The 26,865-nt window shown below is 46.7% G+C and carries 27 protein-coding genes, 2 pseudogenes and 1 CRISPR repeat array; of the genes and pseudogenes, 11 read left to right on the top strand and 18 right to left on the bottom strand.

Going from position 1 to position 26,865, the window contains the following annotated elements:
* Positions 1 to 47: 47 nt before the first annotated feature.
* The 6 genes and pseudogenes from OXH18_RS22280 (at position 48) to OXH18_RS22255 (ending at position 3,531) form a co-directional block, all read left to right on the top strand.
* Positions 48 to 662 carry a dihydrofolate reductase family protein gene (locus OXH18_RS22280; protein WP_268609680.1) on the top strand — a complete coding sequence of 205 codons (615 nt, stop codon included), beginning with the start codon at positions 48 to 50 and terminating at the stop codon, positions 660 to 662.
* 96 nt (positions 663 to 758) lie between these two features.
* Positions 759 to 1,202 (top strand): VOC family protein, encoded by a 444-nt coding sequence (locus OXH18_RS22275; RefSeq protein ID WP_268609679.1) that lies wholly within the window; start codon positions 759 to 761, stop codon positions 1,200 to 1,202.
* 17 nt (positions 1,203 to 1,219) lie between these two features.
* Positions 1,220 to 1,678 (top strand): SRPBCC family protein, encoded by a 459-nt coding sequence (locus OXH18_RS22270; RefSeq protein WP_268609678.1) that lies wholly within the window; start codon positions 1,220 to 1,222, stop codon positions 1,676 to 1,678.
* 157 nt (positions 1,679 to 1,835) lie between these two features.
* Positions 1,836 to 2,219: a VOC family protein gene (locus OXH18_RS22265; RefSeq protein ID WP_268609677.1), complete on the top strand. Its 384-nt coding sequence runs from the start codon at positions 1,836 to 1,838 to the stop codon at positions 2,217 to 2,219.
* Positions 2,220 to 2,689: 470 nt separating this feature from the next.
* A pseudogene (locus tag OXH18_RS25385) lies at positions 2,690 to 2,857 on the top strand (type ISP restriction/modification enzyme); the annotation flags it as partial.
* Positions 2,858 to 2,939: 82 nt separating this feature from the next.
* A pseudogene (locus OXH18_RS22255) lies at positions 2,940 to 3,531 on the top strand (Uma2 family endonuclease).
* Positions 3,532 to 3,794: 263 nt separating this feature from the next.
* Here the strand turns inward: OXH18_RS22255 and OXH18_RS22250 are convergent.
* The 3 genes from OXH18_RS22250 to OXH18_RS22240 all read right to left on the bottom strand — a co-directional run bounded on the left by OXH18_RS22250 (position 3,795) and on the right by OXH18_RS22240 (position 7,249).
* A complete protein-coding gene (locus OXH18_RS22250; RefSeq protein WP_268609675.1) occupies positions 3,795 to 5,423 on the bottom strand; it encodes a DHA2 family efflux MFS transporter permease subunit in 1,629 nt (542 codons plus the stop codon).
* Positions 5,424 to 5,430: 7 nt separating this feature from the next.
* Positions 5,431 to 6,852: an HlyD family secretion protein gene (locus tag OXH18_RS22245; RefSeq protein WP_268609673.1), complete on the bottom strand. Its 1,422-nt coding sequence runs from the start codon at positions 6,850 to 6,852 to the stop codon at positions 5,431 to 5,433.
* Between the two features lie 190 nt (positions 6,853 to 7,042).
* Positions 7,043 to 7,249 (bottom strand): hypothetical protein, encoded by a 207-nt coding sequence (locus OXH18_RS22240; RefSeq protein ID WP_268609672.1) that lies wholly within the window; start codon positions 7,247 to 7,249, stop codon positions 7,043 to 7,045.
* Between the two features lie 348 nt (positions 7,250 to 7,597).
* Here OXH18_RS22240 and OXH18_RS22235 point away from each other — a divergent pair, with 348 nt between their 5' ends.
* The gene (locus OXH18_RS22235) at positions 7,598 to 7,804 is read left to right on the top strand and encodes a hypothetical protein (protein WP_268609671.1); all 207 of its coding nucleotides are present in this window, start codon (positions 7,598 to 7,600) and stop codon (positions 7,802 to 7,804) included.
* A gap of 231 nt (positions 7,805 to 8,035) precedes the next feature.
* Here the strand turns inward: OXH18_RS22235 and OXH18_RS22230 are convergent, their stop codons facing one another.
* From OXH18_RS22230 to OXH18_RS22210, 5 genes are all read right to left on the bottom strand, one after another.
* Complete coding sequence (locus tag OXH18_RS22230; RefSeq protein WP_268609670.1) at positions 8,036 to 8,635, bottom strand: DUF421 domain-containing protein; 600 nt, start codon at positions 8,633 to 8,635, stop codon at positions 8,036 to 8,038.
* Between the two features lie 366 nt (positions 8,636 to 9,001).
* On the bottom strand, positions 9,002 to 9,565 hold the full coding sequence (gene lepB, locus OXH18_RS22225) for a signal peptidase I (protein WP_268609669.1): 564 nt from the start codon (positions 9,563 to 9,565) through the stop codon (positions 9,002 to 9,004).
* Between the two features lie 198 nt (positions 9,566 to 9,763).
* Entirely contained in the window at positions 9,764 to 10,339 is a 576-nt protein-coding gene (locus OXH18_RS22220) for a hypothetical protein (RefSeq protein ID WP_268609668.1), read from the bottom strand.
* Positions 10,340 to 10,778: 439 nt separating this feature from the next.
* Positions 10,779 to 13,004 (bottom strand): catalase/peroxidase HPI, encoded by a 2,226-nt coding sequence (gene katG / locus OXH18_RS22215; RefSeq protein ID WP_268609667.1) that lies wholly within the window; start codon positions 13,002 to 13,004, stop codon positions 10,779 to 10,781.
* Positions 13,005 to 13,461: 457 nt separating this feature from the next.
* Complete coding sequence (locus OXH18_RS22210) at positions 13,462 to 13,662, bottom strand: hypothetical protein (protein WP_268609666.1); 201 nt, start codon at positions 13,660 to 13,662, stop codon at positions 13,462 to 13,464.
* Between the two features lie 857 nt (positions 13,663 to 14,519).
* Positions 14,520 to 15,229: a CRISPR direct-repeat array (repeat unit 27 nt; unit sequence AACCACTTCCCCGCAAGGGGACGGAAA).
* Positions 15,230 to 15,334: 105 nt separating this feature from the next.
* Between OXH18_RS22210 and OXH18_RS22205 the strand changes: the two genes are divergently transcribed.
* The 4 genes from OXH18_RS22205 (at position 15,335) to OXH18_RS22190 (ending at position 18,580) form a co-directional block, all read left to right on the top strand.
* Complete coding sequence (locus OXH18_RS22205; RefSeq protein ID WP_268609665.1) at positions 15,335 to 16,429, top strand: Rpn family recombination-promoting nuclease/putative transposase; 1,095 nt, start codon at positions 15,335 to 15,337, stop codon at positions 16,427 to 16,429.
* 160 nt (positions 16,430 to 16,589) lie between these two features.
* On the top strand, positions 16,590 to 17,153 hold the full coding sequence (locus tag OXH18_RS22200) for a Uma2 family endonuclease (protein ID WP_268609664.1): 564 nt from the start codon (positions 16,590 to 16,592) through the stop codon (positions 17,151 to 17,153).
* A 97-nt stretch (positions 17,154 to 17,250) separates the two neighbouring features.
* Entirely contained in the window at positions 17,251 to 17,913 is a 663-nt protein-coding gene (locus OXH18_RS22195) for a Uma2 family endonuclease (protein WP_268609663.1), read from the top strand.
* 124 nt (positions 17,914 to 18,037) lie between these two features.
* On the top strand, positions 18,038 to 18,580 hold the full coding sequence (locus OXH18_RS22190) for a hypothetical protein (protein WP_268609662.1): 543 nt from the start codon (positions 18,038 to 18,040) through the stop codon (positions 18,578 to 18,580).
* Between the two features lie 809 nt (positions 18,581 to 19,389).
* On the opposite strand, the gene OXH18_RS22185 is transcribed toward OXH18_RS22190, so the two are convergent.
* From OXH18_RS22185 to OXH18_RS22140, 10 genes are all read right to left on the bottom strand, one after another.
* Positions 19,390 to 20,049, bottom strand: a complete 660-nt coding sequence (locus OXH18_RS22185; RefSeq protein WP_268609661.1) for a hypothetical protein — start codon at positions 20,047 to 20,049, stop codon at positions 19,390 to 19,392.
* Positions 20,050 to 20,667 (bottom strand): Uma2 family endonuclease, encoded by a 618-nt coding sequence (locus OXH18_RS22180; RefSeq protein ID WP_268609660.1) that lies wholly within the window; start codon positions 20,665 to 20,667, stop codon positions 20,050 to 20,052.
* A 56-nt stretch (positions 20,668 to 20,723) separates the two neighbouring features.
* Positions 20,724 to 21,818, bottom strand: a complete 1,095-nt coding sequence (locus OXH18_RS22175) for an RAMP superfamily CRISPR-associated protein (protein ID WP_268609659.1) — start codon at positions 21,816 to 21,818, stop codon at positions 20,724 to 20,726.
* Positions 21,811 to 22,284 carry a hypothetical protein gene (locus OXH18_RS22170; protein ID WP_268609658.1) on the bottom strand — a complete coding sequence of 158 codons (474 nt, stop codon included), beginning with the start codon at positions 22,282 to 22,284 and terminating at the stop codon, positions 21,811 to 21,813. Before OXH18_RS22170 ends, OXH18_RS22175 begins: the two co-directional genes overlap by 8 nt.
* A complete protein-coding gene (locus OXH18_RS22165) occupies positions 22,281 to 23,255 on the bottom strand; it encodes an RAMP superfamily CRISPR-associated protein (protein WP_268609657.1) in 975 nt (324 codons plus the stop codon). Before OXH18_RS22165 ends, OXH18_RS22170 begins: the two co-directional genes overlap by 4 nt.
* Before the next feature lie 3 nt (positions 23,256 to 23,258).
* A complete protein-coding gene (locus OXH18_RS22160; protein ID WP_268609656.1) occupies positions 23,259 to 23,888 on the bottom strand; it encodes a hypothetical protein in 630 nt (209 codons plus the stop codon).
* 79 nt (positions 23,889 to 23,967) lie between these two features.
* Positions 23,968 to 24,588 (bottom strand): hypothetical protein, encoded by a 621-nt coding sequence (locus OXH18_RS22155; RefSeq protein WP_268613236.1) that lies wholly within the window; start codon positions 24,586 to 24,588, stop codon positions 23,968 to 23,970.
* Positions 24,589 to 24,601: 13 nt separating this feature from the next.
* The gene (gene csx7 / locus OXH18_RS22150) at positions 24,602 to 25,510 is read right to left on the bottom strand and encodes a type III CRISPR-associated RAMP protein Csx7 (protein WP_268609655.1); all 909 of its coding nucleotides are present in this window, start codon (positions 25,508 to 25,510) and stop codon (positions 24,602 to 24,604) included.
* Between the two features lie 114 nt (positions 25,511 to 25,624).
* Positions 25,625 to 26,200, bottom strand: coding sequence for a Uma2 family endonuclease (locus tag OXH18_RS22145; RefSeq protein ID WP_268609654.1), 576 nt, complete (start codon positions 26,198 to 26,200; stop codon positions 25,625 to 25,627).
* 33 nt (positions 26,201 to 26,233) lie between these two features.
* Entirely contained in the window at positions 26,234 to 26,863 is a 630-nt protein-coding gene (locus tag OXH18_RS22140) for a hypothetical protein (RefSeq protein WP_268609653.1), read from the bottom strand.
* Positions 26,864 to 26,865 lie beyond the last annotated feature (2 nt).

The raw sequence follows: 26,865 nt of genomic DNA, 5'->3' as shown, positions 1-26,865 counted from the left end.
GCGGGTAACACGCGATCGCCTGAATGACTATCTAAAAGGAATAAACAATGGCTGAACTGACTTTAACAATGTTTTTGACCCTGGATGGAGTGATGCAGGCTCCCGGTGGCCCAAGTGAAGATACAACTGGCGACTTTCCTCACGGAGGTTGGCTGGTTCCCCATGCTGATGAGGAAATGGGAAAGACAATGGATGACATTTTCTCGAAAGCAGAAGCATTCCTGCTGGGACGTACCACCTACGACATTTTCGCTGCTCACTGGCCCCGCATCACCGACACAGACGAACTCGTTGCCAACCAATTGAGTTCATTACCAAAGTATGTCGCTTCGCGCACACAGACAACCTTTGATTGGTATGGCTCCTCACTCATTCAGGATGTTGTTGGGGAAGTCGGCGAACTGAAGCAACGTTACTCAGGCGAAATTCAGGCTCACGGCAGTTGTGGACTTGCTCAGACACTGATTCAGCATGACCTGATTGACGAATATCGGTTACTTATCTTTCCTGTAATACTCGGAACTGGCAAACGACTTTTTGGTTCTGGCACTGTTCCATCCATGCTGAAACTCGTCAGTTCCAGCAATACAAGCAAAGGTACTATCGTCAGTGTCTACCGTCGTGCAGGAAAACTTCAGACTGGTTCGTTTGCCCTTGATTGACCTCAAGAAAAAGCTGTTATCCATGACCTATCAAAGCCTGAAGGTCATGATTAAATTACTCACTGTTCAGACCAGAAATACACCATTGGAGAAACCATGTCTAAGCAAATTTTTGTGAACCTACCTGTGAAAGACCTCAACCAATCTGTGGAGTTCTTTACGAAACTCGGATTTAGTTTTAACTCTCAATTTACCGATGAAACGGCAACTTGCATGATTGTGAGTGACAATATCTTTGTCATGCTATTAACTCACGACAAATTCAAATCGTTTACACCCAACGCTATTTGCGATGCAACGAAAAGCACTGAAGTCTTAGTAAGTTTGTCGAGTGAAAGTCGAACCGCTGTTGATGAGATGGTGAGCAACGCGATCGCGGCTGGTGGCAACACCTACAACGAACCACAAGATCACGGGTTTATGTATGCTCACGGGTTCCAGGATTTAGATGGACACATTTGGGAAATCGTGTATATGGAACCCAGTGCCATCCAATCTGGCGAACCCTCAACAGAGCAATACGCAAACGCATCACGCTAAGATAGTTGAACATGAGTATGAATAATGCCACGACAATTCAGGATCGGCAACTTACGATCACTCGCCTGTTGGATGCGCCTCGAAGCCTGGTGTTCAAAGTTTGGACTCAACCCGAACACTTTTCTCGCTGGTTAGGCCCAAAGGACTTTACGACCATCGGCTGCCAGATGAATGTGCAAGTTGGCGGGATGTATCGAGCCTGTATTCGCTCCCCTGAAGGCACCGACTATTGGATGCAGGGCATCTATCGCGAAATCATTGAGCCAGAGCGCATAGTCTTTACCTTTGCCTGGGAAGATGAGAACAGCCAGCCTAAACATGAAACGCTGGTGACTGTAACGTTTGAGGAACAGGGCAACAAAACGTTGATGACGTTCCAGCAAGCCATCTTTGAATCGATTGAATCGCGGGATTCTCACAACACAGGTTGGTCAGAGTGTTTTGATCGCCTTGCGACTTATTTAACAGCATTTTGAGGTAAGAGAAATGGAAATAGAGACCGAAAGCAGAACAGATACACACTGCTTCGTGATTACGATTTCAGCGATGTCATTATTACCGAAACCCAAAACGTAACGATTTGAAGCTTTTTCCAAAAAAACATTGTCATTGCAAAATTGAGAGGTTCATGTGATGAAATCCAATCCCATTGTTTGGTGTGAAATTTATGTACAGAACATGGATCGGGCAAAAAGGTTTTACGAGTCTGTGTTTCAGATGAAGTTGGAGAAGCTCGAAAGCTCTGGAATGGATATGTGGGCATTTCCAATGGCAATGGATCAGGTTGGCGCTTCTGGCGCATTGGTTCAGATGGAAGGAGTTAAGTCTGGTGGGAGTGGTACGATACCCTATTTCCACTGTGATGAGGTGGCTACAGAACTGGAGCGTGTCGTGGCAGCGGGTGGACACATCCAACAGCCAAAAATGTCAATTGGTCAATATGGGTTCATGGCTATGATCGTTGATACAGAAGGAAACATGATTGGCCTACACATGTCACCGAAAGAGTCGTCATGAAACTGGCGATCGCCACCTACCGAAGTTCGACACCTTTAAGTTGAGATAGAGATGATTCTGTCTAACAATCCCACTGCACCAGAACAAATCAGGCTTTTGGTGAGCTGAAAAGGTTAACTGCGTCCTGTGAGCGGGTCGCTATGCCGCAAGTCCTCATTGAGGGCGTAACCGGAAGATAATTGTTGAAATGCGTTAGCGAAGCCTGTGCATTTCACATCTTGCCCACCTTCATGCAGATCCTAGAACCGTCTTTCCCAGTTTCAGATCTGGAACCTTGTCGATGAGTCAGAATTGAGATTAAGTGGGAATACTGAGCTTTAGCCCTCACTTTACCCAGGTTTCACGGTGCCAGGAGTTGTAGAATGTCCAGATTGCTAGTAGCGCATTACCAAGCGGAGGTCGAAAAAAATCGTTCGTTATGGCGGTTCCAAAAAGGAAACCAGCATTCGTAATGCATTTGAGCAGCTAGTGAAGGTATCCCTGCTGTTGCCTGGGACTACAAACTCAGCAACTGCTCCGCCCTGGAATGGATACTCGACCAATACAAAGAAAAAACACCCAAAGACCCGACCGCCAAACTCTTCAATACCTACAAGTTTGTGGACTACAAGGAACATGTCATTGACCTTCTACAGTGAGTCTGCACCGTCAGCGTCCGCACGATAGAAATCATTCAGCAAATGCCAGATACCGTTGAGCATAAGGGAGCTTGAATTCACCATGACACAGGCACTTGAGCAACGCACCTATACCCGTGAAGAATATCTGGAATTTGAAACGGCCTCGGAGGAACGCCATGAATATGTAAACGGAGAAATTCGACTCATAACGGGAGGCACACCTGACCACAACGAACTGGCAATTAATCTGGCAACCCTGCTCAAATCTGCTTTGCGCGGCAAACCCTACCGGATTTTCGGAGCCGATCAACGCCTGTGGATTCCCGATCGCAATCTTTACACCTATCCCGATCTGATGGTTGTCGAAAAAACCCTACAGCTTCAAACCGGGCGTACCGACACCGTGACTAATCCCTTCCCTGCTTTATTGCTGAAGTATTATCCAAATCAACCCAAGATTACGACCACGGCGAAAAGTTTTCTGCTTACCGCACCATTGAAAGCTTCCGCGAATATCTCCTCATTGATCAGTACCAAATTCACGTAGAACATTACGTCAAAACGGCTGTTAATCAATGGCTGCTATCGGAATATGATGATCCAAATGTTATTTGTCCTTGACTGCATTTGAGGCTCAAATCGAAATCATTGCCCTCTATGAAAACATTGAGATTGACGCTTCAAAGCAGTGAGGACGATGATCGGCATTTAACCGCGATTTAGAGCCAAAGGAGTTCTCCAGGAAGATAATTTACTAAGCTGACCTGCGTGTAGTTACTGCCGATAGAAACAATGCAAGTCAAAACTGTTGCAGGGGCGATCGCTTTAATCGGGGCTAGTTTTTTGATAAGTTATGCACTAACCATTGCGATCGGTGCGCTTCTCGCGACAGTAAGTGCACCTGATCTGTAAAAGCAACAACAATTCAGTAACTGAATTTTAAAGATTCATCATACTAATGCACATTTGCCCCAGCCCCGTTTCCCCGTCCTCTTGCCAACAGAAATAGTAATGGCAATGAACAAATAAACACAATACCGACAAAGCGAAACACATCCTCGAACGACAAAATGGAAGCCTGTAAATCAAGGGTTTGATCTAGTAATTGCAGTGCTTGTTGTTGAGCGGTGACTGCATCAGAACCGCGACTTTGAATGGCAGCGGTCATTGCGTCGAGACGTTGTTGAGTTTGTAGATTGTACGGGCTAACACTTTCAGCTAGCATGGCGCGGTGAAAGGCATGCCGTTGTTCCAGAAGGGTAGAAAGCACAGCAATGCCAACGCTGCCTCCCAGTTGCCGGGTCAGGTTATAAAAGCCCGATCCAGCCGGAATATCGGCTTTGGGTAACGGACTCAGCGTTGCCAGACTGAGGGGCAAAAACATCATGACCGTGCCAACTCCCCGCCAGAGTAATGGATAGAACAGGGAATCGGTTCCCGTATCGGGATTGATCGTTGCCAGGGAAAACATCACCAGTGTAGTAAGGACGCTGCCCGTTGCAATTAACAAACGCGCATCAACCCGACTGGAAATTTTACCAACTGCCACCATCGTAATTGCCGAAGCCAGTGCCCCTGGGAGTAGCAACAATCCGGTTTGCTGTGCCGTGAAGTGCAGCACGCTTTGAGCAAAGATTGGTACGGCGAACAGCGTTCCGTATAGCCCCATACCGACAATTCCGGAGTAGAGGCTGCCTGCCGCTAGGGAACGGTGACGCAAGACTCGCAGGTCTACGGCTGGATTCCGGGTTGATAATTCTCGCCAGATAAATAGCGTTAATCCAATGACGGTGGCGATCGCCAAAAACCAGATGAATTGGGAATCGAACCAATCATCCTGTTCCCCTTCTTCCAGAAAGGTTTGCAGACTCCCAAGGGCGATCGCCAGTAGCCCAATGCCCCACCAATCCACTTGGGGTTGCCGAGCCGCAGACCTGCGTTGATCGGCAGGTAAAAACAGCAATGCCATTACTACCGCAGCAATGCCAAAGGGAATGTTGATAAAGAAAATCCATCGCCAACCCAGGTTATCAGTCAAGTATCCGCCCAGGGTGGGGCCAATGGCTGGCCCAGCAATGACTCCCACGCCAAAAATCGCCTGAGCAATGCCCTGTTCGGCAGGAGGAAACGTTTCAAACAAAATGGATTGGGCTTTCGCCAGTAACCCTCCTCCCAATAGCCCCTGCAAGACGCGAGCCGCGATCAGGGTTGGGAGGTTTGCCGAAAGTCCACACAGCACCGATGCAATCGTGAACCCAATCAGCGAAAACACGAAATAGCGTTTCTTGCCAAAATAATCCCCCAACCAAGCGGTGAGGGGAATGATAATCACATTGGCGATCGCATACCCCGTCACCACCCAGCCAATTTCACTAATGGTTGCTCCGACACTGGCTTGAATATCTGTGAGGGCAACATTAACGATGCTAGTGTCAATCACCTCCAGAATGGCTCCCAGCGCAGCGGTGATGGCGATCGCCCACTTTAGCCAACTGGGTGGGGCAGACTGTTTCTGATGGGGAGAACCCGATCGAGGCAAGGATGGACGAGGCAGAGAAACGCTAGCCGAATTAGAATGACTCATGGTTGGCTTACTCCACCGCTACGCTGACCGTTGCCGACATTCCCGCAGTAATTGCATTTTCGTAGGGCTGAATACTGCTGGGGTCAAAGGTAATCTTGACGGGAATCCGCTGCACGACTTTTGTAAAATTCCCTGTTGCGTTATCTGGAGGCAGCAGCGAGAATTGCGCTCCGGAGGCAGGGGACAGGCTCGCGATTCGTCCAACAAAGGTCTGGCTGGGAAAGGCATCGATATGAATCTCAACGGCTTCACCGGGGTGCATTCGCGCCACCTGGGTTTCTTTGAAGTTGGCAGCAATCCAGGGGGCTGTTCCGACCACTGCCATCAAGGGCTGTCCCGGTTGGACTTGCTGCCCCACTTCTACGGTTTTATTGCCCACTCGCCCCGTTGCCGGAGCCGTAATCTGAGTGTAGGAAAGCTGGAGTTGAGCATTCTGGAGGGCTGCTTTTGCTTCGGCAATCTGAGCCACAGCGGCATCATACTGACTGCGATTCACTTCTGCCTGCACTCCGGTTGCCTGGGCTTGTTGTATCCCACCCTGGCTGGATTGCAACTGAGCTTGCGCCTGGGCAATACCCTGCTGCGCCTGGGCTACTTTTGCCTGGGACTGCTGTACCTGTTGCCGATTGGCATCAACCGCTGCGGCTGCCGTTTCGTAATTGGCTCTGGCGGCATCTCGCTGTTGGGCAGAGATTGCTCCCTGCTGATAAAGGGTTTCATACCGCTGGTCGTCTGTTTGGGCTTTTTGTAGATTCGCCTCAGATTGGGCCAGTTGCGCTTGGGCGAACGGAACACCTGCCTGCGCTTCTTTTAATGCGGCTTGGGCACTAGAGATAGAGGCGATCGCCTCTCCAACGCTTCCTTGAGCGGTGGTGGTCTGCGCCTGGGCATTGGCGTTTGCTAACGAGATCCCTGCCTGGGCAGCCTGGGCCTGACGTTGGGCTACGGCTAAGGCAGCTTGGGCTTGCTCTACCTTGACTTGATAATCGTGGGGATCAAGTTGCACCAGCACCTGTCCTGCCTGAACAGGCTGATTATCGTCCACCGCGATCGTCTGTACCGTTCCAGGGATGCGGCTGCTAATCGGGTAAATATTTCCCACCACCTGGGCGTTATCGGTTTCTTCATGGGTCGAGGCATAGTGCCACCAGCGCAATCCCCAGCTTCCCGCGACGATCGCACCGACAACAATTAGTCCGATTGCCCATTTGGGCGGATGCTTTCGACGGGGTTCGATCGGCGGTTCTGGAGGTTCTAATGTTGCTTCCTCTTTTGTGGCTGAGTCTGGAGTCTCCAATTCCGTTGTTTCAGGAGTGGATTTGGTGCTGGGCACAGATAACTGTTCTGAGGTAATACTTGCTTTCCCTAAAGCAGACTTGCCATTCAGACCTGTCTGCCGATTTAACGCGGAATGATCATTGGACTGCATCACTGACCTTCTTCTCTAAACATTTACTAAGTATTCTATTATTTAGCATACGTAATATCTTTGAATGAGCATCCCTGAGTTGCTAAATTCAGCCCCAGGGCTGAGTTTCAGATGTCAACGGAACTAAATCATCTAAGAAAAGGGGAAATAGCTAACCAGAACGGCTTTGAGACTTCCCCTGCCGATTCCCTCATGGGTAATTGATTATCCTGACTCCAATAGGATGACTCGGATTTACATGGGCGATCGGTTGCCAAAACCCAGGATGATAGGACTTCGCTTTGGCATTCTCTGCAACGATATTCATTGAATGCACCTGGCTATAAGCTAAAACAGGAGACACCAGTGTGGACAATGTTACGGCTCCTATCAGACCCAAAATGAAGTTGAGTTTCATCGTAACCTCCTGAAGGGATTCTATTTTTTTGATTAACTCTAATGACCTAAGCGATAGTTATTAGCAAAATTTTGATCTGCACAGCAGGATAAGAATTGAATATGTCAAACCAATGTGCAAAGGGTGAAAAAACTGTGGCATTATCCTAAAGCACATATGCTAAAGCCTATAGCACCGCAGCACTGTAGAGTAGGCAGTGTTCACCTGCTTTGTTTTGCTGACCAGAGTATTTAGATGATTAAGTGAATTGTCATGGCTTTAACACAGGACTGACTTCGATCTGCCAAAAACTGTTTCTATGCTTTCATCTAGATACGAATTCAACCAATAAAGTGAATGGAGAAAATCATGAAACGTGCATCTGTTGTGAAATTTAGTTTAACCCTGCTCAGCCTTGCTGCTGTTTCTTCAGTTGCCCTGGCAGGTTTCTATGCCTCACCTGCGATGGCACATACAGGAGGTGGAGAATATTACAGAGCAGTGATGGGTAAAATCGTTAAACAACGCGAGGCGAATCATGAGCCAGTAGGCTTATTGCATCAGCGTAATGAATAGCTGATTTTCCATTCTCAGTCGATCGAACGGGAATGTGCGTTAATGGCAACACTGCACTCGTTCGCGCAGCGGTGCATTGCACAATCTCTCTACTCCCCCAAGTTTGGGGACTTCTAACCCAATTGATTGGTCAAAGTCCCCCAAGCTTGAGGGATTTGTGGGGCGGTCTAGGTTGCAACTGACACCTTTAGGGCGTTCTCTAAACTGGTTTGCAATCTGCTAAGATTGATTTTAAGATTGATTGATTTGACTCAAGGCCATCTCAATACGATCGAGTTGCTCCATTAGCCTTCGGTGTTCTAGCTCTTCAGTCATGTCAGGTTCTCGTTCGATCGTGAGACTCCCATTCGTTTCCAAAATTGCAATTCTAACCTCCGAAAGTTCTTCAAACCCCTGACGGCGCAAACTTGCTCGAAGTTCTGACTCGGTAATTACTTCTGAATTGAGATTCTCAGGAATGATTTGCCCGTTTCTAATCAGAATCGTGGGTCTACCTTCCACGAGCCTTGAAACGCGCGGATAGCGGTAAGCGAGTCGGACAATAATGTAGTTCACGGCAATTAAGGTTGCTGCACCGACAAAGCCACCTAAAACAGAATTGTCATTCCCAATAATGGCATTTTGCACCGTATTTGATAGTAAGAGCAGCACTACCAGATCAAACCCATTCATTTGACCTAATTCACGTTTGCCTCCTAGTCGAAGAGCAATCAGCAGAAAAGCGTAGACTAATATGGCACGAATGATTTTCTCATCAATCGGTACACCGGGCACCATCACGTTGTTGAAATACTCCATCATGGACACTGTGGCTATGGATATAGAATTCAATCCTCACACTGTATCCTAATGAGGGAAATTTGGATTCACATCTACAAGTTAAGATTGGGCAATGAGGTAATCTTTTGTGTTCCCTTGTTAACGTGATGCAGTTGTTTTTCTAGATGAATTTTTCTGTAAAGGATGCTCCAGTGCCGCAACAGCCTGCACATACTGAGGATCTTGTGCCGTACCCAACTGGTTGGGATGAAACGAAGCGTTGTTATAATCGAAACATAGCAAAGGAGGGGAAAGGTTGATGGGAAGCAAGCACTGTGCCGAGTCGGATGAATCTTTTGAGCAAAATTCATCGCCACGATAATTTACAGGAGTTTTGTGTCAAAGTAATAACGAAGCAGTGACGGCAACATGAACGTATTAGTCAATCAATCCTACCCGATCGAAGGGATAAAAACGCACCACTGCCTTACCCACAATGCGATCGCGGGGAACGAAGCCCCAGTAGTGCCCATCATAGCTATTGTTGCGATTGTCTCCTAACACCAGATAGGAATTAGGTGGAACCACCACAGGCCCCCACTGGTAATCCGGTTTCGCAGCGATGTAATTTTCCTGGAGGGGTTGATGATTGATGTAGACCAACCCATTCTTGATTTCGACCTGCTCTCCGGGCAGACCAATCACTCGTTTGATGAAAGCATCGTGAAAGTTTCGCTGTTCCAGCGTATCCGTCGGGTTAAACACCACAATGTCTCCCCGTTGGGGCGGTTCAAAATCGTAGCTAATTTTATCAATAATCAGGCGATCGTTGACTTGTAGAGTTGGCTCCATTGAACCCGATGGAATATATCGGGCTTCTGCCACAAAGGTGCGGACACCGAAGGCGAGAATCAGGCTCAGACCAATGGTTTTCAGCCCCTCTAACCATGCATTCTCAGAGTGGTTTGATTCTTGCTTTGATTCGATTTTGAATTCATCCATATTGCAACTAAACAGTAAATACCGTCGCTATAATTCAATACATTCTTGAAAATGCAGTGAATCTACTCGATGAACCAATGCGATCGAGGATTGATGAACAAACTCACAATAGTTTGCCGATGTGTCAGGGGTGTGGCAGGTCAGTGGCAGGTGGGTAGCGTTTTAGACTGGTAGAAGCGGAGAATTGAGCCTGACGAATCATTCGACCTCCAGCCATTCAGGTAACTCTATCTCTAGCCAATATTCATGATCCAAAAGTTCAGCCACGCCCCATCCTGCAATTGGCAGTCCCAAGAGTACTAGCAAAACGCCGCAGATAATCGTGGCACGATCGGTTCCCCACTGCAACCAACTGGGCGAATCAACCGGAGCATTCATTTTGATTTCTCCTGTTTCAAGCTCCGCTAATAAATCTAATAGTTGCGGCTGCGCCAAACAGTCTTCAACAATAGTACTTTCCCCCACGTATAGCCTCCGAGTTTGTCGATCAAGCAAGAGGTAGTTTTGAGCAGGCTGCCCCTCATCTCCGAGTTGCCAGACTTCAAGTAAGGGTTTAATGTCAGGGTGTGAGTAAAAGATTTGCCATGCTCGACTGTTGCCCGTACTGACGGATTGTCCATCAGTATGACAAAGTTGGTTTAACTCAGATTCCCAATATAGTCCCAACCAGCGTGAGTCACCAGAATACGCCAATGCCGCATCCAAGGAGTATGGCGCAGTCAACGAAATCCGATGAATCGGAAGAGTTGTCTGGAATTTATTCGCAGATGCCATGTAAAAACCTCGTTATTGTATATTTTTAGGTGCTTTAGTTCTCTCTGACCTTTGTTGAACACCGTTTTGCATTCATCTCTGAAGTGTAAAGAATAAATGTCAAGAACTAGACAAGGGTAGCGGTTGATTAGACGGATTCAGTTTCGCTCCTCACACCTAAAAAGTTCCTAGCGTTGTAGACTAGGAGCTTTTTCATAAAAGCATTTGTCAAATCATGAAAGAACTGTTGGGACTATCATGTAGATCATCAAGGTTGCCCAAAAGTTTTTTATTGCAAACATTTTGATTCATTTATGGCACCCAATAGAAAGGTGGGATGCGCTCCTTGGACATTCCCACCTGTATCTGGCTTCCTTGTGTGTGTTAGATTTCTGCTCGTTTGTATCGCCTCAACATTGATCATCTGATGAGATCATCTGACAATCAGTTGAAGTTGAATCTAAAACCCTCTCACAGAACTTTTTGCTTGAACGGCGGGCAGGTCATAGCGATCGAGGTTCATCACCTTGTTCCACGCTGCCACAAAGTCATTCACAAACTTCGGCTGAGAGTCTGCACTCCCATAAACTTCTGCAAGGGCACGAAGCTGAGAGTTTGAGCCGAAGATCAGGTCAACGCGGGTTGCAGTCCACTTCAGTTCGCCCGTTTTGCGATCGCTCCCCTCAAACTCATATTCCTCTTCAGACGTTGCTTTCCAAGTTGTGCCTAAGTCGAGCAGGTTGACGAAGAAGTCATTGGTCAAGGCTTCTGGACGATGGGTGAAGACACCATGTTTCGAGCCTCCATAGTTTGCTCCTAAAACGCGCAAGCCACCCACTAAAACCGTCATCTGAGGGGCAGACAAGGACAATAGTTGCGCCCGATCGACCAGCAGTTCTTCAAGCGATTCGCTGTGTTTACCACGGGTGTAGTTGCGGAATCCGTCTGCGGTCGGTTCGAGGACAGCAAAGGATTCAATGTCCGTTTTCTCCTGCAACGCATCGGTGCGTCCTGGCGTAAAGGGAACCGTCACCTCATGACCCGCATTCCTGGCTGCCTGTTCAACTCCGGCACAACCACCCAGAACAATTAAGTCTGCGATTGAAACCCGCTTTCCGCCAGACTGGGAGTTGTTAAACTCCTGCTGGATTCTCTCCAGGGTTTGCAGCACCGTTGCGAGTTGCTCTGGTTGATTGACTTCCCAATCTTTCTGGGGTGCAAGACGAATGCGTGCCCCGTTTGCCCCACCACGCATATCGGAGCAGCGGAAGGTGGATGCGGATGCCCAAGCGGTTGAAACCAGTTGGGAAACCGATAGTCCTGAATTGAGAATCTTGGCTTTGAGCGCAGCGATGTCTTGCTCATCAATCAACTCATGATCAACTGGGGGAATGGGATCTTGCCATAGGAACTCTTCTTCAGGAACCTCTGGACCCAGATAGCGCGATCGCGGACCCATATCGCGGTGAGTAAGTTTAAACCAGGCTTTAGCAAATGCATCGGCGAACTCATCGGGATGTTCAAGGTAATGACGGGCGATCGGGTTGTAGATCGGGTCCATTTTCATCGCCATATCTGCCGTGGTCATCATGGGGGCGTGCCGTTTCGATGGATCGTGAGCATCGGGCACTGTTCCTGCACCTGCATCGCCTTTAGGTTTCCATTGCCACGCACCAGCCGGACTCTTGGTTAGCTCCCAGTCATATTTGAACAGCGTTTCGAGGTAGCTGTTATCCCACTGCGTCGGAGTGGGAGTCCATGCCCCTTCAATTCCGCTGGTGATGGCATCAACGCCAACCCCTGTGTTGAAGCTACTCTTCCAGCCAAGACCCTGATCGACGATGGTTGCCCCTCCAGGTTCTGGTCCGACGTGGGTTGCTTCTGCTGCACCATGACACTTACCAAAGGTATGTCCACCTGCCGTCAGCGCCACCGTTTCTGCATCGTTCATCGCCATCCGCTTAAAGGTTTCACGAATATCGCGTCCTTCGCCGATCGGATCAGGGTTTCCGTCTGGGCCTTCTGGGTTCACGTAGATCAACCCCATCTGAACGGCAGCAAGTGGATTCATCAGTACCCGATCGCCACTATAACGCTCACTGCCAAGCCAGGCTTTCTCAGACCCCCAGTAAATATCTTCCTCTGGCTCCCAGACATCCACCCGTCCACCTGCAAAGCCGAGTGTTTTGAAGCCCATTGATTCCAGCGCACAATTGCCTGCAAAGATCATGAGGTCAGCCCACGAAATTTTCCTACCATATTTCTGCTTAATGGGCCAAAGCAACATCCGGGCTTTGTCAAGGTTAGCGTTGTCGGGCCAACTGTTGAGCGGTTCAAACCGCTGACTGCCAGAGCCTGCACCGCCACGACCATCACCAATCCGATAGGTGCCTGCGCTATGCCACGCCATGCGAATGAAGAGCGGCCCATAATGACCATAATCAGCGGGCCACCAATCCTGCGAGGTGGTCATCAGTTCGTAGATGTCTGCTCTTAAAGCGGCTAAATCAAGCGTTTTGAATTCCTCAGCATAATTGAAATCCTCATCCATGGGATTAGATTTGGATGAGTGCTGGTGGAGGACGCTCAGGTTCAAATAATTTGGCCACCAGTCTCGGTTCCCCGTCACATGACGAGGCTGATGTTTCTGACCGTTGCCAGCAAATGGGCATCCGCTTTCGCTCATGGGGTATCTCCTGTGGTGTGTTGTTATACCGTGTGTTGCTATTAGATTGATGTTGCGCAGCGCTTTAGTTCACCATCAAGCGCTTTAGTTCACAATCAGTTCAATCCTTCTTAACAACGCGATCGATGAGTAAAGGCGTCACCTTGAAACAGTAGTTTCTTCTCACTTCAGTGAAGGTTGTAAACCATTGGTGATTGCACCTAGAAACTCAAGTTCTCTTATTAAGTCATACTCATTACGACTGTGACTTATTGAACAGGATACAGTGATTTTTTCTCGAATTGTCTATCGGTATACAAAACGTTATGGTAAAACTTGAGCCTCCGATGGCTTGCAGTTTAGGAGTCATTGCCAGAAGCAGGCTTTAGCAGAATCCTCGCTACTCAGGACATGCCGGTATCCTACCCGCCCCTCTGGAAGCAAGGCGGGCAGAAGAGAAGACCAGACGTGAGCAGATCTATCGCACCAGCACCGTCATGTATTTTCCGACGGCAAAGGGAGCCGGGATGATCGGGGTGAACTGAGCGCGATCGGTGGCAACTCTTCTCACGTAAAGCTCGTTCATGGTGAAGATGACTTGATCGCGTGTACCAATAATCCAAAGTTGGGCCCGATCGTCCTGCGTGACGGGCAGTTGTTCATTGAACTCTGAAGACATATTAGGGTTCCTCGCTGATGTTGTTGAGAAGAAAAGCTTAAGGTGTGGGAAGCAGGTTTCAGAAAAACAACTCCCCAAGCGTCGTCATGCATCAGCGAGACTGTCGATCGCAGACACAATGATCTACAATCAAACAGCCTTGCCCTCTGCCTGTTTCAGAGTGCCAGGTTAGCTGGTTAGGGTTGTTGGTCGCTTCCCTAATCAGCGCTATACCTCACCTTAAGCGGGTTTGAGTGGACTGGTTCGTTCGGGTGAAAAAACCAGTATCGCAACAGCATAAAGGATACGCGCCCACAATACAAGCGTATTCAAATACTTTTTTGCATTGTTGTGATTGGTGATTAACGCCTTACTGACTGGGCGGGCAAGATGCCCACCTCACGAGAATTTCATACCGCTTTAAACCATCTCTGCGACAGATGAACCGCTCGTAAGGGCGAATCGCGAATCGCCCTTACCCGATTTGCCACGTTCTCAATTTAAACACGTTCTCAATTTAAATTGGTATCAGATCTCATGAAATCTATAATTCGATCGCCCAAAATCAAGGATGTGTGTGATTGGGGATTGATTGAGGAGATTACAGGCGATCGACGAAGTATTGCAAATGCTTAAGAAAAGAATTTTGGTTTTTGGCGATCTCAGATTGAGATGTTAATCTAAGGGGGCAGCCGCACCTTGAAAACCGCATGATTCCGCTGGCTTATGGCGATGGTTTGCCCCATCAGGGTTTCAGCCATCGAAGTTTCCTAATTTTTGAGCCTTCATGCTGTGATTTTCAGGTCATTTTTGACCTATGGAGATCGGGGGTGCTGAACCTCTCAACCCGTAAAGGTTCCAGGAGGCTACCCTTTCCCAACCACTTCCCCGCAAGGGGACGGAAATATCATCATTATTCACTGCATCAATCATTTCCTGATAGGACAGCACCTTTCCTAACCACTTCCCCGCAAGGGGACGGAAATCGCTAATTGCGTAATTAAATCACGGACTTCTGTTTCCAGATCCTTTCCTAACCACTTCCCCGCAAGGGGACGGAAATACGGAAGCGTTGCTGCTCCCGAATGACAACAAGTAGAGTTGCTTTCCCAACCACTTCCCCGCAAGGGGACGGAAACAATAAAGTTCGTTAATATCCACGCACTGTAACCAACTCAACCTTTCCCGATCACTTCCCCGCAAGGGGACGGAAACACGCTTGTATCGAGTTGGGCATACTGCGAAGCAATCAAATTTCCCAACCACTTCCCCGCAAGGGGACGGAAACCCTTCAGAGAAAGAAGATGCAGCACCGCCTTCAGAGAAAGATTTTCCCAACCACTTCCCCGCAAGGGGACGGAAACAAGCGTGCCAGATCTTGGTTGTTGCGGATTTCTCCGACATTTTCCCAGCCATTTCCCCGCAAGGGGACGGAAATTCAGTGAAGTACGGATTAGAATGATCCAAGCCGCCTTGAACTTTCCCAACCACTTCCCCGCAAGGGGACGGAAACATGGGTGCGTAATCAGATGCACTCCTTGTTGGTGAACAGACCTTCCCTAACTACTTCCCCGCAAGGGGATGGAAACATGAACGGAAATGTAACCACGAATGGAGAGCGAAGGAAACGGATAAGATACGTGTTGGTGGCAGATATGACTGAAGATTTAGTGGCACTTGCTGTCCGTTATTCTTGTGCGTAAATGTAGAAACGATCGCCCATTTTTATCTATTTCTTCTGCATCGATGCCACAACGATCGCCCGTTTCTATCCATTGCCAGTGAAGCCAAAACGCGAAAGGCGGAATTTAAAGGCAGACGAGTGATTTGGACAGGTAAAATATGGTTTGCCTCTGTCAGCAACGATGGTGCGATCGAGCCAGTCCTTGTCTTTCCCGCTCCTTTTTCTACCTTTCGTGTTCCGCGTTCCGTGTTCTTCTTCATGTTTGACAACGTTTCCAAATTCCTCATCGAACAATTTCCAGAAGACTTTGCAACCTGGCTCATCGGCAAACCGATCGCCCTTAGTGAACTCAGCCCATCGGAGCTTTCCCTGGAACCCATTCGTGCCGATGCTCTGGTCTTGTTGCAATCCGACGACCTCGTGCTGCACTGCGAATTTCAAACCGCTCCAGACCCAACCATGCCCTTTCGCATGGCAGATTATCGCCTGCGAGTGTATCGAAGGTTTCCCAATAAACGCATGGTGCAAGTTGTGATTTATCTGCGAGAAACTGAGTCTAACTTAGTGCGGCAAACTACCTTTGAGCTAGACACCCTGCGCCATGAATTTCAGGTCATGCGGCTCTGGGAACAACCGATCGAACCATTTCTCCAACTTCCAGGACTCCTTCCCTATGCAGCACTAGCTCAAACAACCGATCGAGTCAGTACGCTACGGCAAGTTGCTCAGGCGATCGAGAATATCGGCGATCGAACTGACCAAAGCAACCTGGCAGCAGCGACTGGGATCATGGCTGGGTTAGTATTGAATCAAGAAACAATCCGGCGAGTGTTACGGAGAGAACTCATGCAAGAATCTGTGATTTACCAGGAGTTAAAAGAGGAAGCACGTCAGGAAGCTAAACAGTCCGAGGTCAATCTAATCCTTCGACAACTGGCACGTCGCCTCAACCAGGCTATCCCTCCTGGAAGCACGGCTCAAATTCAGTCACTCTCTTTCACTCAACTAGAAGCATTGGGCGAAGCGTTGCTAGAGTTTACAACACTCGTCGATCTGGAAACCTGGTTGGCGACAAATCCGGGAGAGTGGTCAGGCGATTCCTGATACTCATCTTCTGCTTCATCCGTTGCCAAATTTCTCTTCTCAGCACACCAGTCCTGCCCAACCTCAGACGATCGATCGTTCTCATCTGTTGCTAATGCAGTTTCCCCATTGGTGAGAGCCGATATACTGAAATCAGAACCGGACTTGTTGTCTTGAAAATATGACCGCTCCTTCAATCCAGGCTCTTACCCTTGAAGAATTCCTCAACCATCCCTACATTGAGGACTCTCCAGCCTGGGAATATGCAGATGGGGATGCGATGCAAAAAACCATGCCAAAAACTCGACATTCCCTCTTACAAAAGCGACTGTTGGCTGAAATTGATGGGCACAGTGAAACCTACACCGCATTACCTGAATTACGCTGTACGTTCGCCGGAAGATCGATCGTTCCTGATGTGGCAGTTGTGGCATGGAGTCGGATTCCAGTCAATGAACGAGGAGAACCAGAGGACAATTTTTTGGAAGCTCCGGATTGGTCAATTGAGATTCTTTCACCTGATCAAAAAGCCAATCGTGTGATTGATAATCTTTTGCACTGCATCAAGCAGGGTGGTCAGTTGGTGTGGATGATCGATCCCGATGATTATTCCATTCTGATTTTTGCGCCGCAACAAGAACCGAATGTGTGTCGAGGGCGTTGTCCCCTTCAAGTATTGCCAGGGGTTGACTTGGAGTTAACCGCTGAGCAAATTTTTGAGTGGCTCCAAATCAACAGACGTTAAAACAAACGTGGATCTCCTCATACGCCTTGTTTGCCCCGTTCCAATCTGTTGTCAAACAACTTGCTATGCTAATAATCAATCGATCGAGGTGACACTGATGGCTAGCCCTCTTCCTCTGCAAACGATCTCCACCGATACGTGGGTTGAGGCGACCTGGGAAGCGTTTCTGACTTTTGCAGATGATCCGGTTTTGGCAAGCGGTAGATTTTATTATGATCAGGGTTACATGAGGATTGAGATGTCGCCGCTTGGTGCTGCACACGGTCAGGATAATACGGTACTTTCAACGCTAGTCAACCTCTATGCAGCGGTTAAGATGCTCTCTATTAAGGGATTTACTAATACCACCTTCAGAAAAGCGAAAGTACGCGAATCCCAACCCGATCTCGCTTTTTACGTGGGTCAAGGACTGAAACTTCCACCCTACAATAACGCTCCAGTTAACTTGGATGAATGCGATCCGCCAACCCTTGTGATCGAAATTGCGGCTTCTTCCTTAGAGGATGAATGCGATCGCCAGCAAAGGCTTTATCAACACCTCGGCGTTCGGGAATATTGGGTGGTGAATGTAAATACGGGTCAGGTGTTTGCGACTGCTCTGTCCAATGCTGATGGGACAAAGATTCGTGAATCTCAAGTCTTACCAGGACTAGGAATTGATCTGGTAGAAAAGGCTCTTAGACGATCGCGTACAGAAGAGGATGGAGCCATTAGTCGATGGTTGTTGAACGTTTTTAGCGAATTAGGATCTGCACAATAAAAAGATGAGTTAATGAATCAATCAGGATATATAGCCTTTGTCTAAACTATGGAGTTGAGCAACCTTTAAAATGCTGAGAATCACTACGGTTTTGATATTGGTAATAGCTCAAGTCCTTCTAATAATGTCTGATACGGCTCACGCATTGAATGTAAATTTAAGTCAACTGTCAGCAAAAAATATAATATCTGGCTTTGAATCTTCCAGCGAAGTAACCCCAGAAGATTTAATAAGAGGAGAAGTCGAACGGTATCTTAGAGAGAAAATTGAACTCGAAGTTTCAAATGTAGAAAAAGAGTTGATTTTTGAGAGGAGTGAAAGCGATTTCTGGAAAGAATATTCCAGGCAAAATTTTAATGTTGTTAAACATATTTTTGATGAAACTCGAAATTCACTGACTCTTATTTTCGCAGTAGCTGGAACTGTTTTAGCATTCTTTATCCGCGATCGATTTAATAACTTTAAACAAGTTGAAGAACGTTTTGAGAAACTGACTGAAGAGGTGGAACTAAAAAACAATGAGTTGCTAGAATTGAAAGAGAAAACCCAGGAACTAAAAGATGAACTTACAGCAGAGTTAGCAGGTGTTGAAGCCTTCAAGGAGAATTTAAAGCAGCAATATTCTGAAGTGTATGATTTTTTACGGGCAGAGGAACTTGTAAAGTAAAAGAGGATTTTATGGATTTTTGAAAATGAAAATTTACATGATTTTGGTATAATAGAGGGCATAAAGAAGGAGGGATTTAAAAATATATATTGTCATTATCTTCGCAATGATGAAGCTCTATCTCTATCAAAATGTGATCTGCTGGTATATTCTTATGTGAATTCGAAGGACTCAAAGGAAAAGTTAAAAAGGGTGGTTGATTTTTTGCGATCTCTCAAAGAAGATGTTCCTTTGATTGTGTTTATCTATAAAGAAGATGAGAAAGTTAAAATACCTGAAGAACAGGATTCTATTTTGCGGGGATATGGTCGTTTTTCTATAGCTACTAATCCTAGTCGATTTAAGTCAGAGTTCAATTCCCTGATTCGTTAAAGGAGGTACACTTAGTTGCAGTTCAGAGTGGGTGGCTCAAAGGGCCCTCTGTCGTGAAAACGATAGATGATAATCGGGTGAATTGCCAAGAAGTCTGTGGGACAGATAATCGGCAGCCAAGGTCAAAACGGCGAAGGTAAAAATATTCAAGGGTTTGACAAGGTTCAGAGACTAGGAGTCGAGCGAAAGCAGTAAAACTCCCAAGAGCGCCCGACATCTTTAGGAAGTAAAGATGATGAGATAGTCCGTACTACCGCTATAATCCCGTAAATTCAGAAACGGTAGAAGTAGAGGATAAAGAGCCTCTACGATAACAGGTCATAAAGTATGGCTAAGTTTTCACTCAAGGAATTGCTCTAATTTTAGAAATCTTTCAATATTTGTAGTAATTTCATCTACAAGAGAAATAGTTGCCTTGGTATAGTCTGTTACCTCAACTAGGATTGTACAAACTTAACGTGGTTAATGCTGCCATCTTCTTTGAGTGATTTAATTTCAACCTTAACCTTGCCACTTGCAGGAATTCGATCGAATGTCTTGGCTTCTTTCTCTGTAAACAAGAGATCTCCGATGAGATAGGTAACTTTATTTCCTTTCAGTTTTTGCTTCACTTGCGCCTCAATCATCTGCCCTACTTCAAAGGTTTGTGTTTGGATTAAGGCTTCGATCGCTGCTTGCCGTTCTGTCACCGCAGAGGGAACAGATTCTTCCTGGGGTTCTGCATTTTCACCGATCGGGGAAACCTTGTAATAGCGCATTAGCCGTGCCGCCCAACCCAAAATTTGGAGTATCGCTTCAGCATCTAAATTTTCCTTTTGCAGAATGTCACTACAGGCTTTGTCAATACTGCGATAGTATCCAATTGTTTTGCTACTGTGCCCGATACTGTTGCCATTCTTAACCAGAGTCTTTAGATACTTGAAAAACTGCGATCCGGCATTTGAGCCGTATTGATTGATTGCCGTTCGTAGATAGGCAATTACTTTTCCCAGTTCGTTCACATCAGTGTCCTCTTTCGCCAACCGATCAGCAATCTGGTGAGCCATGTTCCACTGAGCATCGGTGAGTCCAACTTGAGCAACATCGGATGACATCATCTAAGCCTCAAATATCTGATTCGCAGTTATGGATAGTTCTGGAAATGTGGGTGACTCGATCGGCTCATCGCCACGATAGGGGTGAAGCTGGTATTGTCCGCTCTGATCGAGTAAGCAAACGAAAATCGTTGGAATTTTAGGATGACCAAGGAGCGATCGGCTACCGACTGCTTGGTAATCTACGATCCAGTATTCGGGAATGCCTAGCCGTTGGTATTCATCGAGTTTGTCAATGTAATCATCCTCCCAGTTGGAGGACACGACCTCAATCGCAATTTGAGGCGGATCGGTGAAGGCAGTATAGGCGGAAAGATTAGCATCCCATAAAGTGCGATCGACCACACTGACATCCGGAAACCGTCCCTGCTCTTTGCCTTCTGGAGTAACGGTGCGAATCATAACTCGACCGGAAACGCGATAGTTCAAGTTTCGTCGTTTGACTTCGGCTTTGAACGTATCCGCGATAAATTCTGCGATGTTGTCATGCTGTCGAGTGGCTAAAATCCTCACAATATTTCCGTTGATTAGCTCGTAGCGTCCCTCATCGGAGAATTCATAGTTCAAGAACTGCTCGAAGCTTAGAGAATTTTGAATAAGCGTGTCTATGGTTTGTATCATGGGTGCATTTCTCCAGCATCGACCAATCTGATCCTAACTCCCAAACTCCCTGTGCCTCAATACATTCCCGTCGGCGGTTCACGATCGGTTGGATATCGTAGAACTTCAAGCAACGCATCTAGCTGAGGTTTTTCGACGAACGCACTCGCATGAGCCGTTTGAATATGTTGTTGCATCAATTGCTGTAAAACGTCGCCCGTCAATTGAGTCGAATCTGGAGACTGATAAGCAACATATCGATCGCGCAAGTTCTGTCCCTTTATGCAATCGATCGCCGTAACCTGTACTGTCATCGTTCCCATGCCGATCGGTTTACCACCTCCTACTTTGAGGGCGATCGGATATTGGGGATCTTGTCCGAGAACGATAAATAGGGTTCCTAGCTCTTCTGCTGTTAAATTCTTGAAGTGCAACGCTGTGGTGAATATGTATTCTTTCGCTGCTGTCTGTACCGGAATTCCCTGATTTTGTCCCCTGTCGATCGCCCTGATGGTGTGATAGTAAAACTTTCGTCCAGCCACTTTACCTTGTCTAAAGTAAGCGCGTCGTTGATCAGGACGGGGACGATACAAGGACGGCATAAACCCTGTTGCAAAACCCGTACTCTGGCAAACTGCATCCTGAAATTCAATTAAACCTTGCCAATTCAATGCCCCGAAAATTTGACAGGCAGGACAAACATCCAACCTCCCTTTCTTCGGCTCAGGTGTACACTCGGAATACTTGTCTGGAATTTGTAATTTTTTTGCCTTCGTCTTACAAATGCAACTCCTTGTTACTGCCTCATAGACCGATCGCACACAGCCCTTTAGCGAACTTCCCTGAATCGTAAGTTTCTGATCCGGGTTTTGCACCATTGTTTTAATCAGGGGAATGCGATTATTGCCAATATCACTTCCCATGACCACCACTCCCGTTGAAACGTGCAAAGCGGTCTGGACGGTTAGCGTCAGAAATAGGGTTCCATGCAGGCGATCGGGCAGGTACTTGTCGTGTCCAGCAGGACGTTTGAGGCAAGGCGGCTGTTTGGGAAACGGAATCAGTTCATAGGGTTTGGCGGGTAATGCCTGTTCGGAATTGTTTCGTCTGCGAGGCGAGGAATTTGCAAGGTTAGGGCGCGATGGTTTTGGGGGGGGAGGATTGCTAGACATGGCGATCGAGGGTGAGGGCGATAAAGTGAACGGTGGCAGTTTGAGAATTGAAGAAATATCGCTGCTTGATTGGAAAATTCTTTGGATTGAACTTTTCTTCCCCGTCTAGATATGCAAATCCTTTAGGAAATTTAGTTTCATCACTGTTATGGAAAATCGCAGGACGATCGCACCAGTCCCAATCTTTTCCTAATTGCGTAAATTTCAAATCCGATTTAGGTTCGTCTTTACTCAGAAGGAGAATGTCGTATTCAGTTCCCTGTCGTTTCCACCGTAATTCCAGACTGGCATTAAATAATTGCCCTTCGGGACTAGGAAACTCTTTCGATAACTCTGTCTGAATGCCACTCACTCGATCGAACCAGCGCAGAAAATAATAGGTTTTGGGAATGGCGATCGCAGGATGTTCGACTAATTCCCTCAATTGCTCAACGGTTGCTTGGCGATATCCAACATAGGCGGTCATGATGTGGCTCCAGACATAACTACCTTTTTCCATGCCTTGACGCTACGTTCAAATAAATCTGTCACCGTATTGCCATGCCAGGTTAACTGTACTCCGAAGCCTAGAGGCATTGCTTCAGCAGACACAGGGGTATCCAGCCGATCGTCCTTCGGGAAACCATATCGATCGCGCTCGGACTCTTCCAGAAAAGCTCCAACCCCCAGCAGCGTTGTGTGATTCCAGGATAGATTTGAATGACCAAGTAGACTAATCTGATTCTCGCTATTCAAAACGCAGGCTGGATACTGCACAATAGCCTGTTCGTATTGCACCCTAACCGTTCCCAGCCCCCGCGATTTGGTAAATCCTAAACCAAACCAGCCATCATTCAAATCCCGCAGCACCAAACCAATTAAGCCCAATTGCGCCAGCGTAAAGTTCTTGAGGTGAATCTTGGTCTTAAATTCTCCTCCCGTACAAACCTGATAATTAAATGGCCCCACTGCGACTGAGCCAAACACCCGATCGATCGCCACCCCGTTTCGTTCTTCTAATTTGAGTTGAGTGCGATCGGTGGGATAGGCATCTTCAATCCGGAGACGACTGGCGATCGAAGTGTTTCCAAACAGTCGATCAGTAAATGAAGAGTGAAGATGAATTTCAGGAGGAGATAACTTTTTTTGTTTATCTTTTCGATCTTTTAAGTAATCATAGTTGTCGTTTAAGGGATCATTTGCCCAAAGCAGGTTTGGATTAGTAGGTTTGCTGTCACTTCCAATCGATCGAACGATCCGCTCTGCATGGGCGCGAATGGCTCCCTTCAAAGAACTTCCTGGCAGATAAATGGTTCGTCCGTCTTGATGATAAGTTTCCACAAATTCCATATCGGGTTTGGTGGGGTCAGCCCCTTCTTTGCCGGACTTGATGAGAATTGGTCCATCGGGAATTAGGGAAAGTTCGATCGTGCAGTGGTTAACTAATCGTTTGTGCATTGCTCATTTCTCATCGGAAGGTTCACTCTCACCAAATTTACGGCGTTGTGCATAAAGGCGTTGAATTCGAGCTTGAATATCTGTTGCGGTATTCTGAAGTTCTTGTAAGTCTGTAGGAATGAGATGATCCGCAAGGACTCTGAAGATTTCAGAAAGCTCAATGGAATAATTCAGGAGTAACTGAGTAATGTCATTTTCATAGATCGCGACTTTATTAAACTGTCCTTGACGATAGAGAGAAGGCAAAGCAAAGAACTTGAGCAAGACTAACCCTTCAACCGTTGCACATCGAATCACTCGATCGCCAAACTGCCGCTGAGTAGTGTAATGATCATGAACTAGCTTAAATAACGTGTTTTCAGTAAGCAACAGATCAATCTGAAGTGCATCAAAGTTACCGCGAGCGAAATCCTTGTTCTCTTCTAAAATTGAAATTTCGGGTAGGGCTGATAAGTCACTTCTTGCCAAAATAAAGTCAATGTCCTGGGTGTTACGTCCTTCAATATAACTGAGCAGGGCTACACCGCCAACGAGTAAATAGTCGATCTGCCGTTCATCTAACAAATTAAATAATTGCTCTACTGTTTCAGGAAGACGATTCACATCTGGGGCATCGTTGCTCCAGTTTTTCATATCAAAAAGTACTCCATTGTGAATAATTTTGCCGATCGCATTGATCATTTCATCCTCCCACTATACATAGGGCATTTCTCTAGGCTGTAACCAACTGATCAAGCTGCATTTCACACTGTTGAAAAACAAAGTTGACTGCTGCAAACAACGTATCAAGCTCATAAATTGTATATGGTTCAACATGGCGTATAAACGATTCAGCATGTAATTTGCCAAACTGCCAAATTGACCCGTTGGAAACAATTCCAAAAATTACCAGTTGAGGATTTTCATTTAGACGCTGGGCTGCAATCATCTCAGCTAAACACTGTCCCCATCCCTCTTCAAACTTGTCCTGTTTGGCTTCGACGAGCAGTAAGTAGGGTTGATCGAACACAACCTTTCCGAGGGGCGATCGCCTTGCCAGGATGTATTCTGGAAAGCCGGATAGATTGTCATCACAGGTCAGAAGTTGATGACTCCACAGGACGAAGTGCTTTAGATAACTCTTCCAAACTTCTTTGAGGAGAGGATAGATCAGGTTTTCGCAGATAGCAAACTCAGAATTATTAACGACTCCTTCGCGCATCACAATTTCTAAATCATTACGAAAATAGTCAGGAATTACAAAAGGGACTTCACCTACAAAATTAAGCTCGGTATAGCGAACTTGAAATTCTTTAACAACAGCCCCGATCGATTTGTACTGACTAAAAGACATCATTACTCTCTCCCTACTTTGCTTGATTGCTGGAAGACTGCGCTGCTTCGATTGTAGTCTTTGCCTGAGAGAGTCGATCGATGTGTTCTTGAAGGCTGCTAATAAACTGGCTTGCCCACTCTTTTCGTTGTTCAGGAGAAACAACTTCGCCGACAGGTGTTTCCTGTTCCATTATCAAATGTCTGAGGTAATCCTGCATTTTGGCTGGATCGCACCTGTCTGGCTCATCCGATCGCCGTACATCTATCCAACGCATCTCTTTGATCTCCAGCTTCACCACCCCCAATCCCCTCGATCGCCCACCTCCCAGGGGAATTTGCTCAGTTTCAAACTGGTGTAAGCCAATCATTAGCAGTCCCAGTTCCCACTCCTCGGCATTTTCGACGATCGCCTTAAACGTAAAGGGTGTCCCCGCAGGTACAACCTGAAAGTCATAAAGTTTGCCATCTGCGGCGGTTTCAGTATCTCGATCGATGGAAACCCCGTCTCGCTCCTGGTATTGTCCGAACCAGGAATCTCGTATAACAGTTAAATCTCGCACCTGGAACTTACTCGCCATCCAGGGAGAGCCAAATAGCAGCGAAGTTAGATCCGTTCTGCCGATGATTGTTCTGGTTAAATCTGCGTCATTTTGATGGTCTTCTTTGAGTTGTTTCATCACATCTGATGGAATCGCCCACTCCTCTTCGATCGCCGGATTGGCAGCGAGGTTGTCGTCTATCCCGCGCAGAAAACTCTCCAGGCGCGATCGCATGGCTCCCTTAAAGCTCGAACCGGGAATCAGGGGATGACCCAGCGCATCTTTGACGACGGGCAAATCAGAGCCGATCGGTTCCAGGGAGCGTCCTTGGCTGATGCGGAGTGCTGTCACTGTCCAGAGGGTTCCTGAAAGTTCTAAGCGATTTTTGAACGTATCAAACATGGGTCTGTTTATACCTGTGAACTAGTTTAAGATGTTGGATTCAATACCCTGTGCGATCGTTTTGCTGGATTGACTGGCGGGCAGGATGCCCACCCCACAAGAATGACAGTTGATTTAATTTGCATTTCTTAGGTTCAACCAACTGAATATCGTTGCAACTGATAATTTAAGGTCGCTTAGGGGATTGAGAACAGGTAGGATATCCTGATCTCGCTTGATTTCTGGCTGTTGCGCTGGACGAAAAACGATGACTAATCTCTCCTGGGGATCAATCAGCCAACCGAGTTCAGTGCCGTGATTCAGGCAAAACAAAATATTGTCAATGACGCGAATCGAGCTTTGTTCTGGGGAAAGAATTTCGATCGTCCAGTCTGGCGGAATTTCAAAGGTATTTTCGATTTCCCCCTCTGCATCTAATGGAATTCTTTGCCATGAAAAGACGGTGATATCAGGGACGATCGATCGTCCGCCAAAGGTGCAGCGCAGTTCTGCAAATGCACAGGCAAGCCGTTGGGATTCGCTCATCCGATTGATTTCAGCCACTAAATAGGTTTGGAGTCGGCTATGTTTTCCCTTGGGCATGGGTTTCTGATGGATCTGCCCATCAATGTATTCACGGACTGGCTTGGTTTCTGGGAGATCTAAAAATTCTTTTAGAGAAAGCTTTAAAGGGGATTGAAGAGATGACATAGCAATAAAACCTTTTTAGAACAATATCAGTATTTATTTGGATATTGTTGGTTGATTAGGAGTACCATGAACTGTTTTTGATGCCTTTTGTTTTTCATCATGAGTTTCTGTCTTAGGATTTTCTTTTTGCTCTCCTACAAGTGCAGTATGTTCACGAGCCAGATAACCTAAATACAGCCTTGCTAATTCCAGATGCAAGTCGCGCTGAAGCATTGCTTGATTTTTTGAATTCTGCAAATACTTGAGTAGTGTTTCTTGTTCTGCTTCTACTTCGTTCGATTTATTCTGCTTTTGAGCTTCTTCACAAGCCTCTTCAATGCGCTTTAGAATCTCTTCTGCGTCTTGTCTAAGTGCATCAAGAGCTTCGACTAATGCTTCTGCAAATAGCTTTTTATTCTGCTTTAAGATCCAGATAGGGCTAGAGTTATTTCCACGTCCGACCTGATAGCGAATATAGTTTTTAATGATTTCGAGTGAGGCAGTGGATTCAACCGCAACTGCTAAAACATTTCGGAAAGGCGATCGCTTATCTTTTTCGGCAATTTTGAATTCTTTCGCAATTTGTTGAATCCTTTCCAGGATAGAGTCCATCTGTTTTTGGGTTTCACTAGCAATTCTCAAAGCCAACTGTTCTTTGATGCTAATACTGGATAAGTATGACACTT

The organism is Thermocoleostomius sinensis A174, assembly GCF_026802175.1.
In the GTDB taxonomy this organism is placed as follows: domain Bacteria; phylum Cyanobacteriota; class Cyanobacteriia; order Elainellales; family Elainellaceae; genus Thermocoleostomius; species Thermocoleostomius sinensis.
The sequence above is the reverse complement of the archived record's forward strand: the minus strand, read 5'-3'. Positions and strand labels throughout refer to the sequence as shown.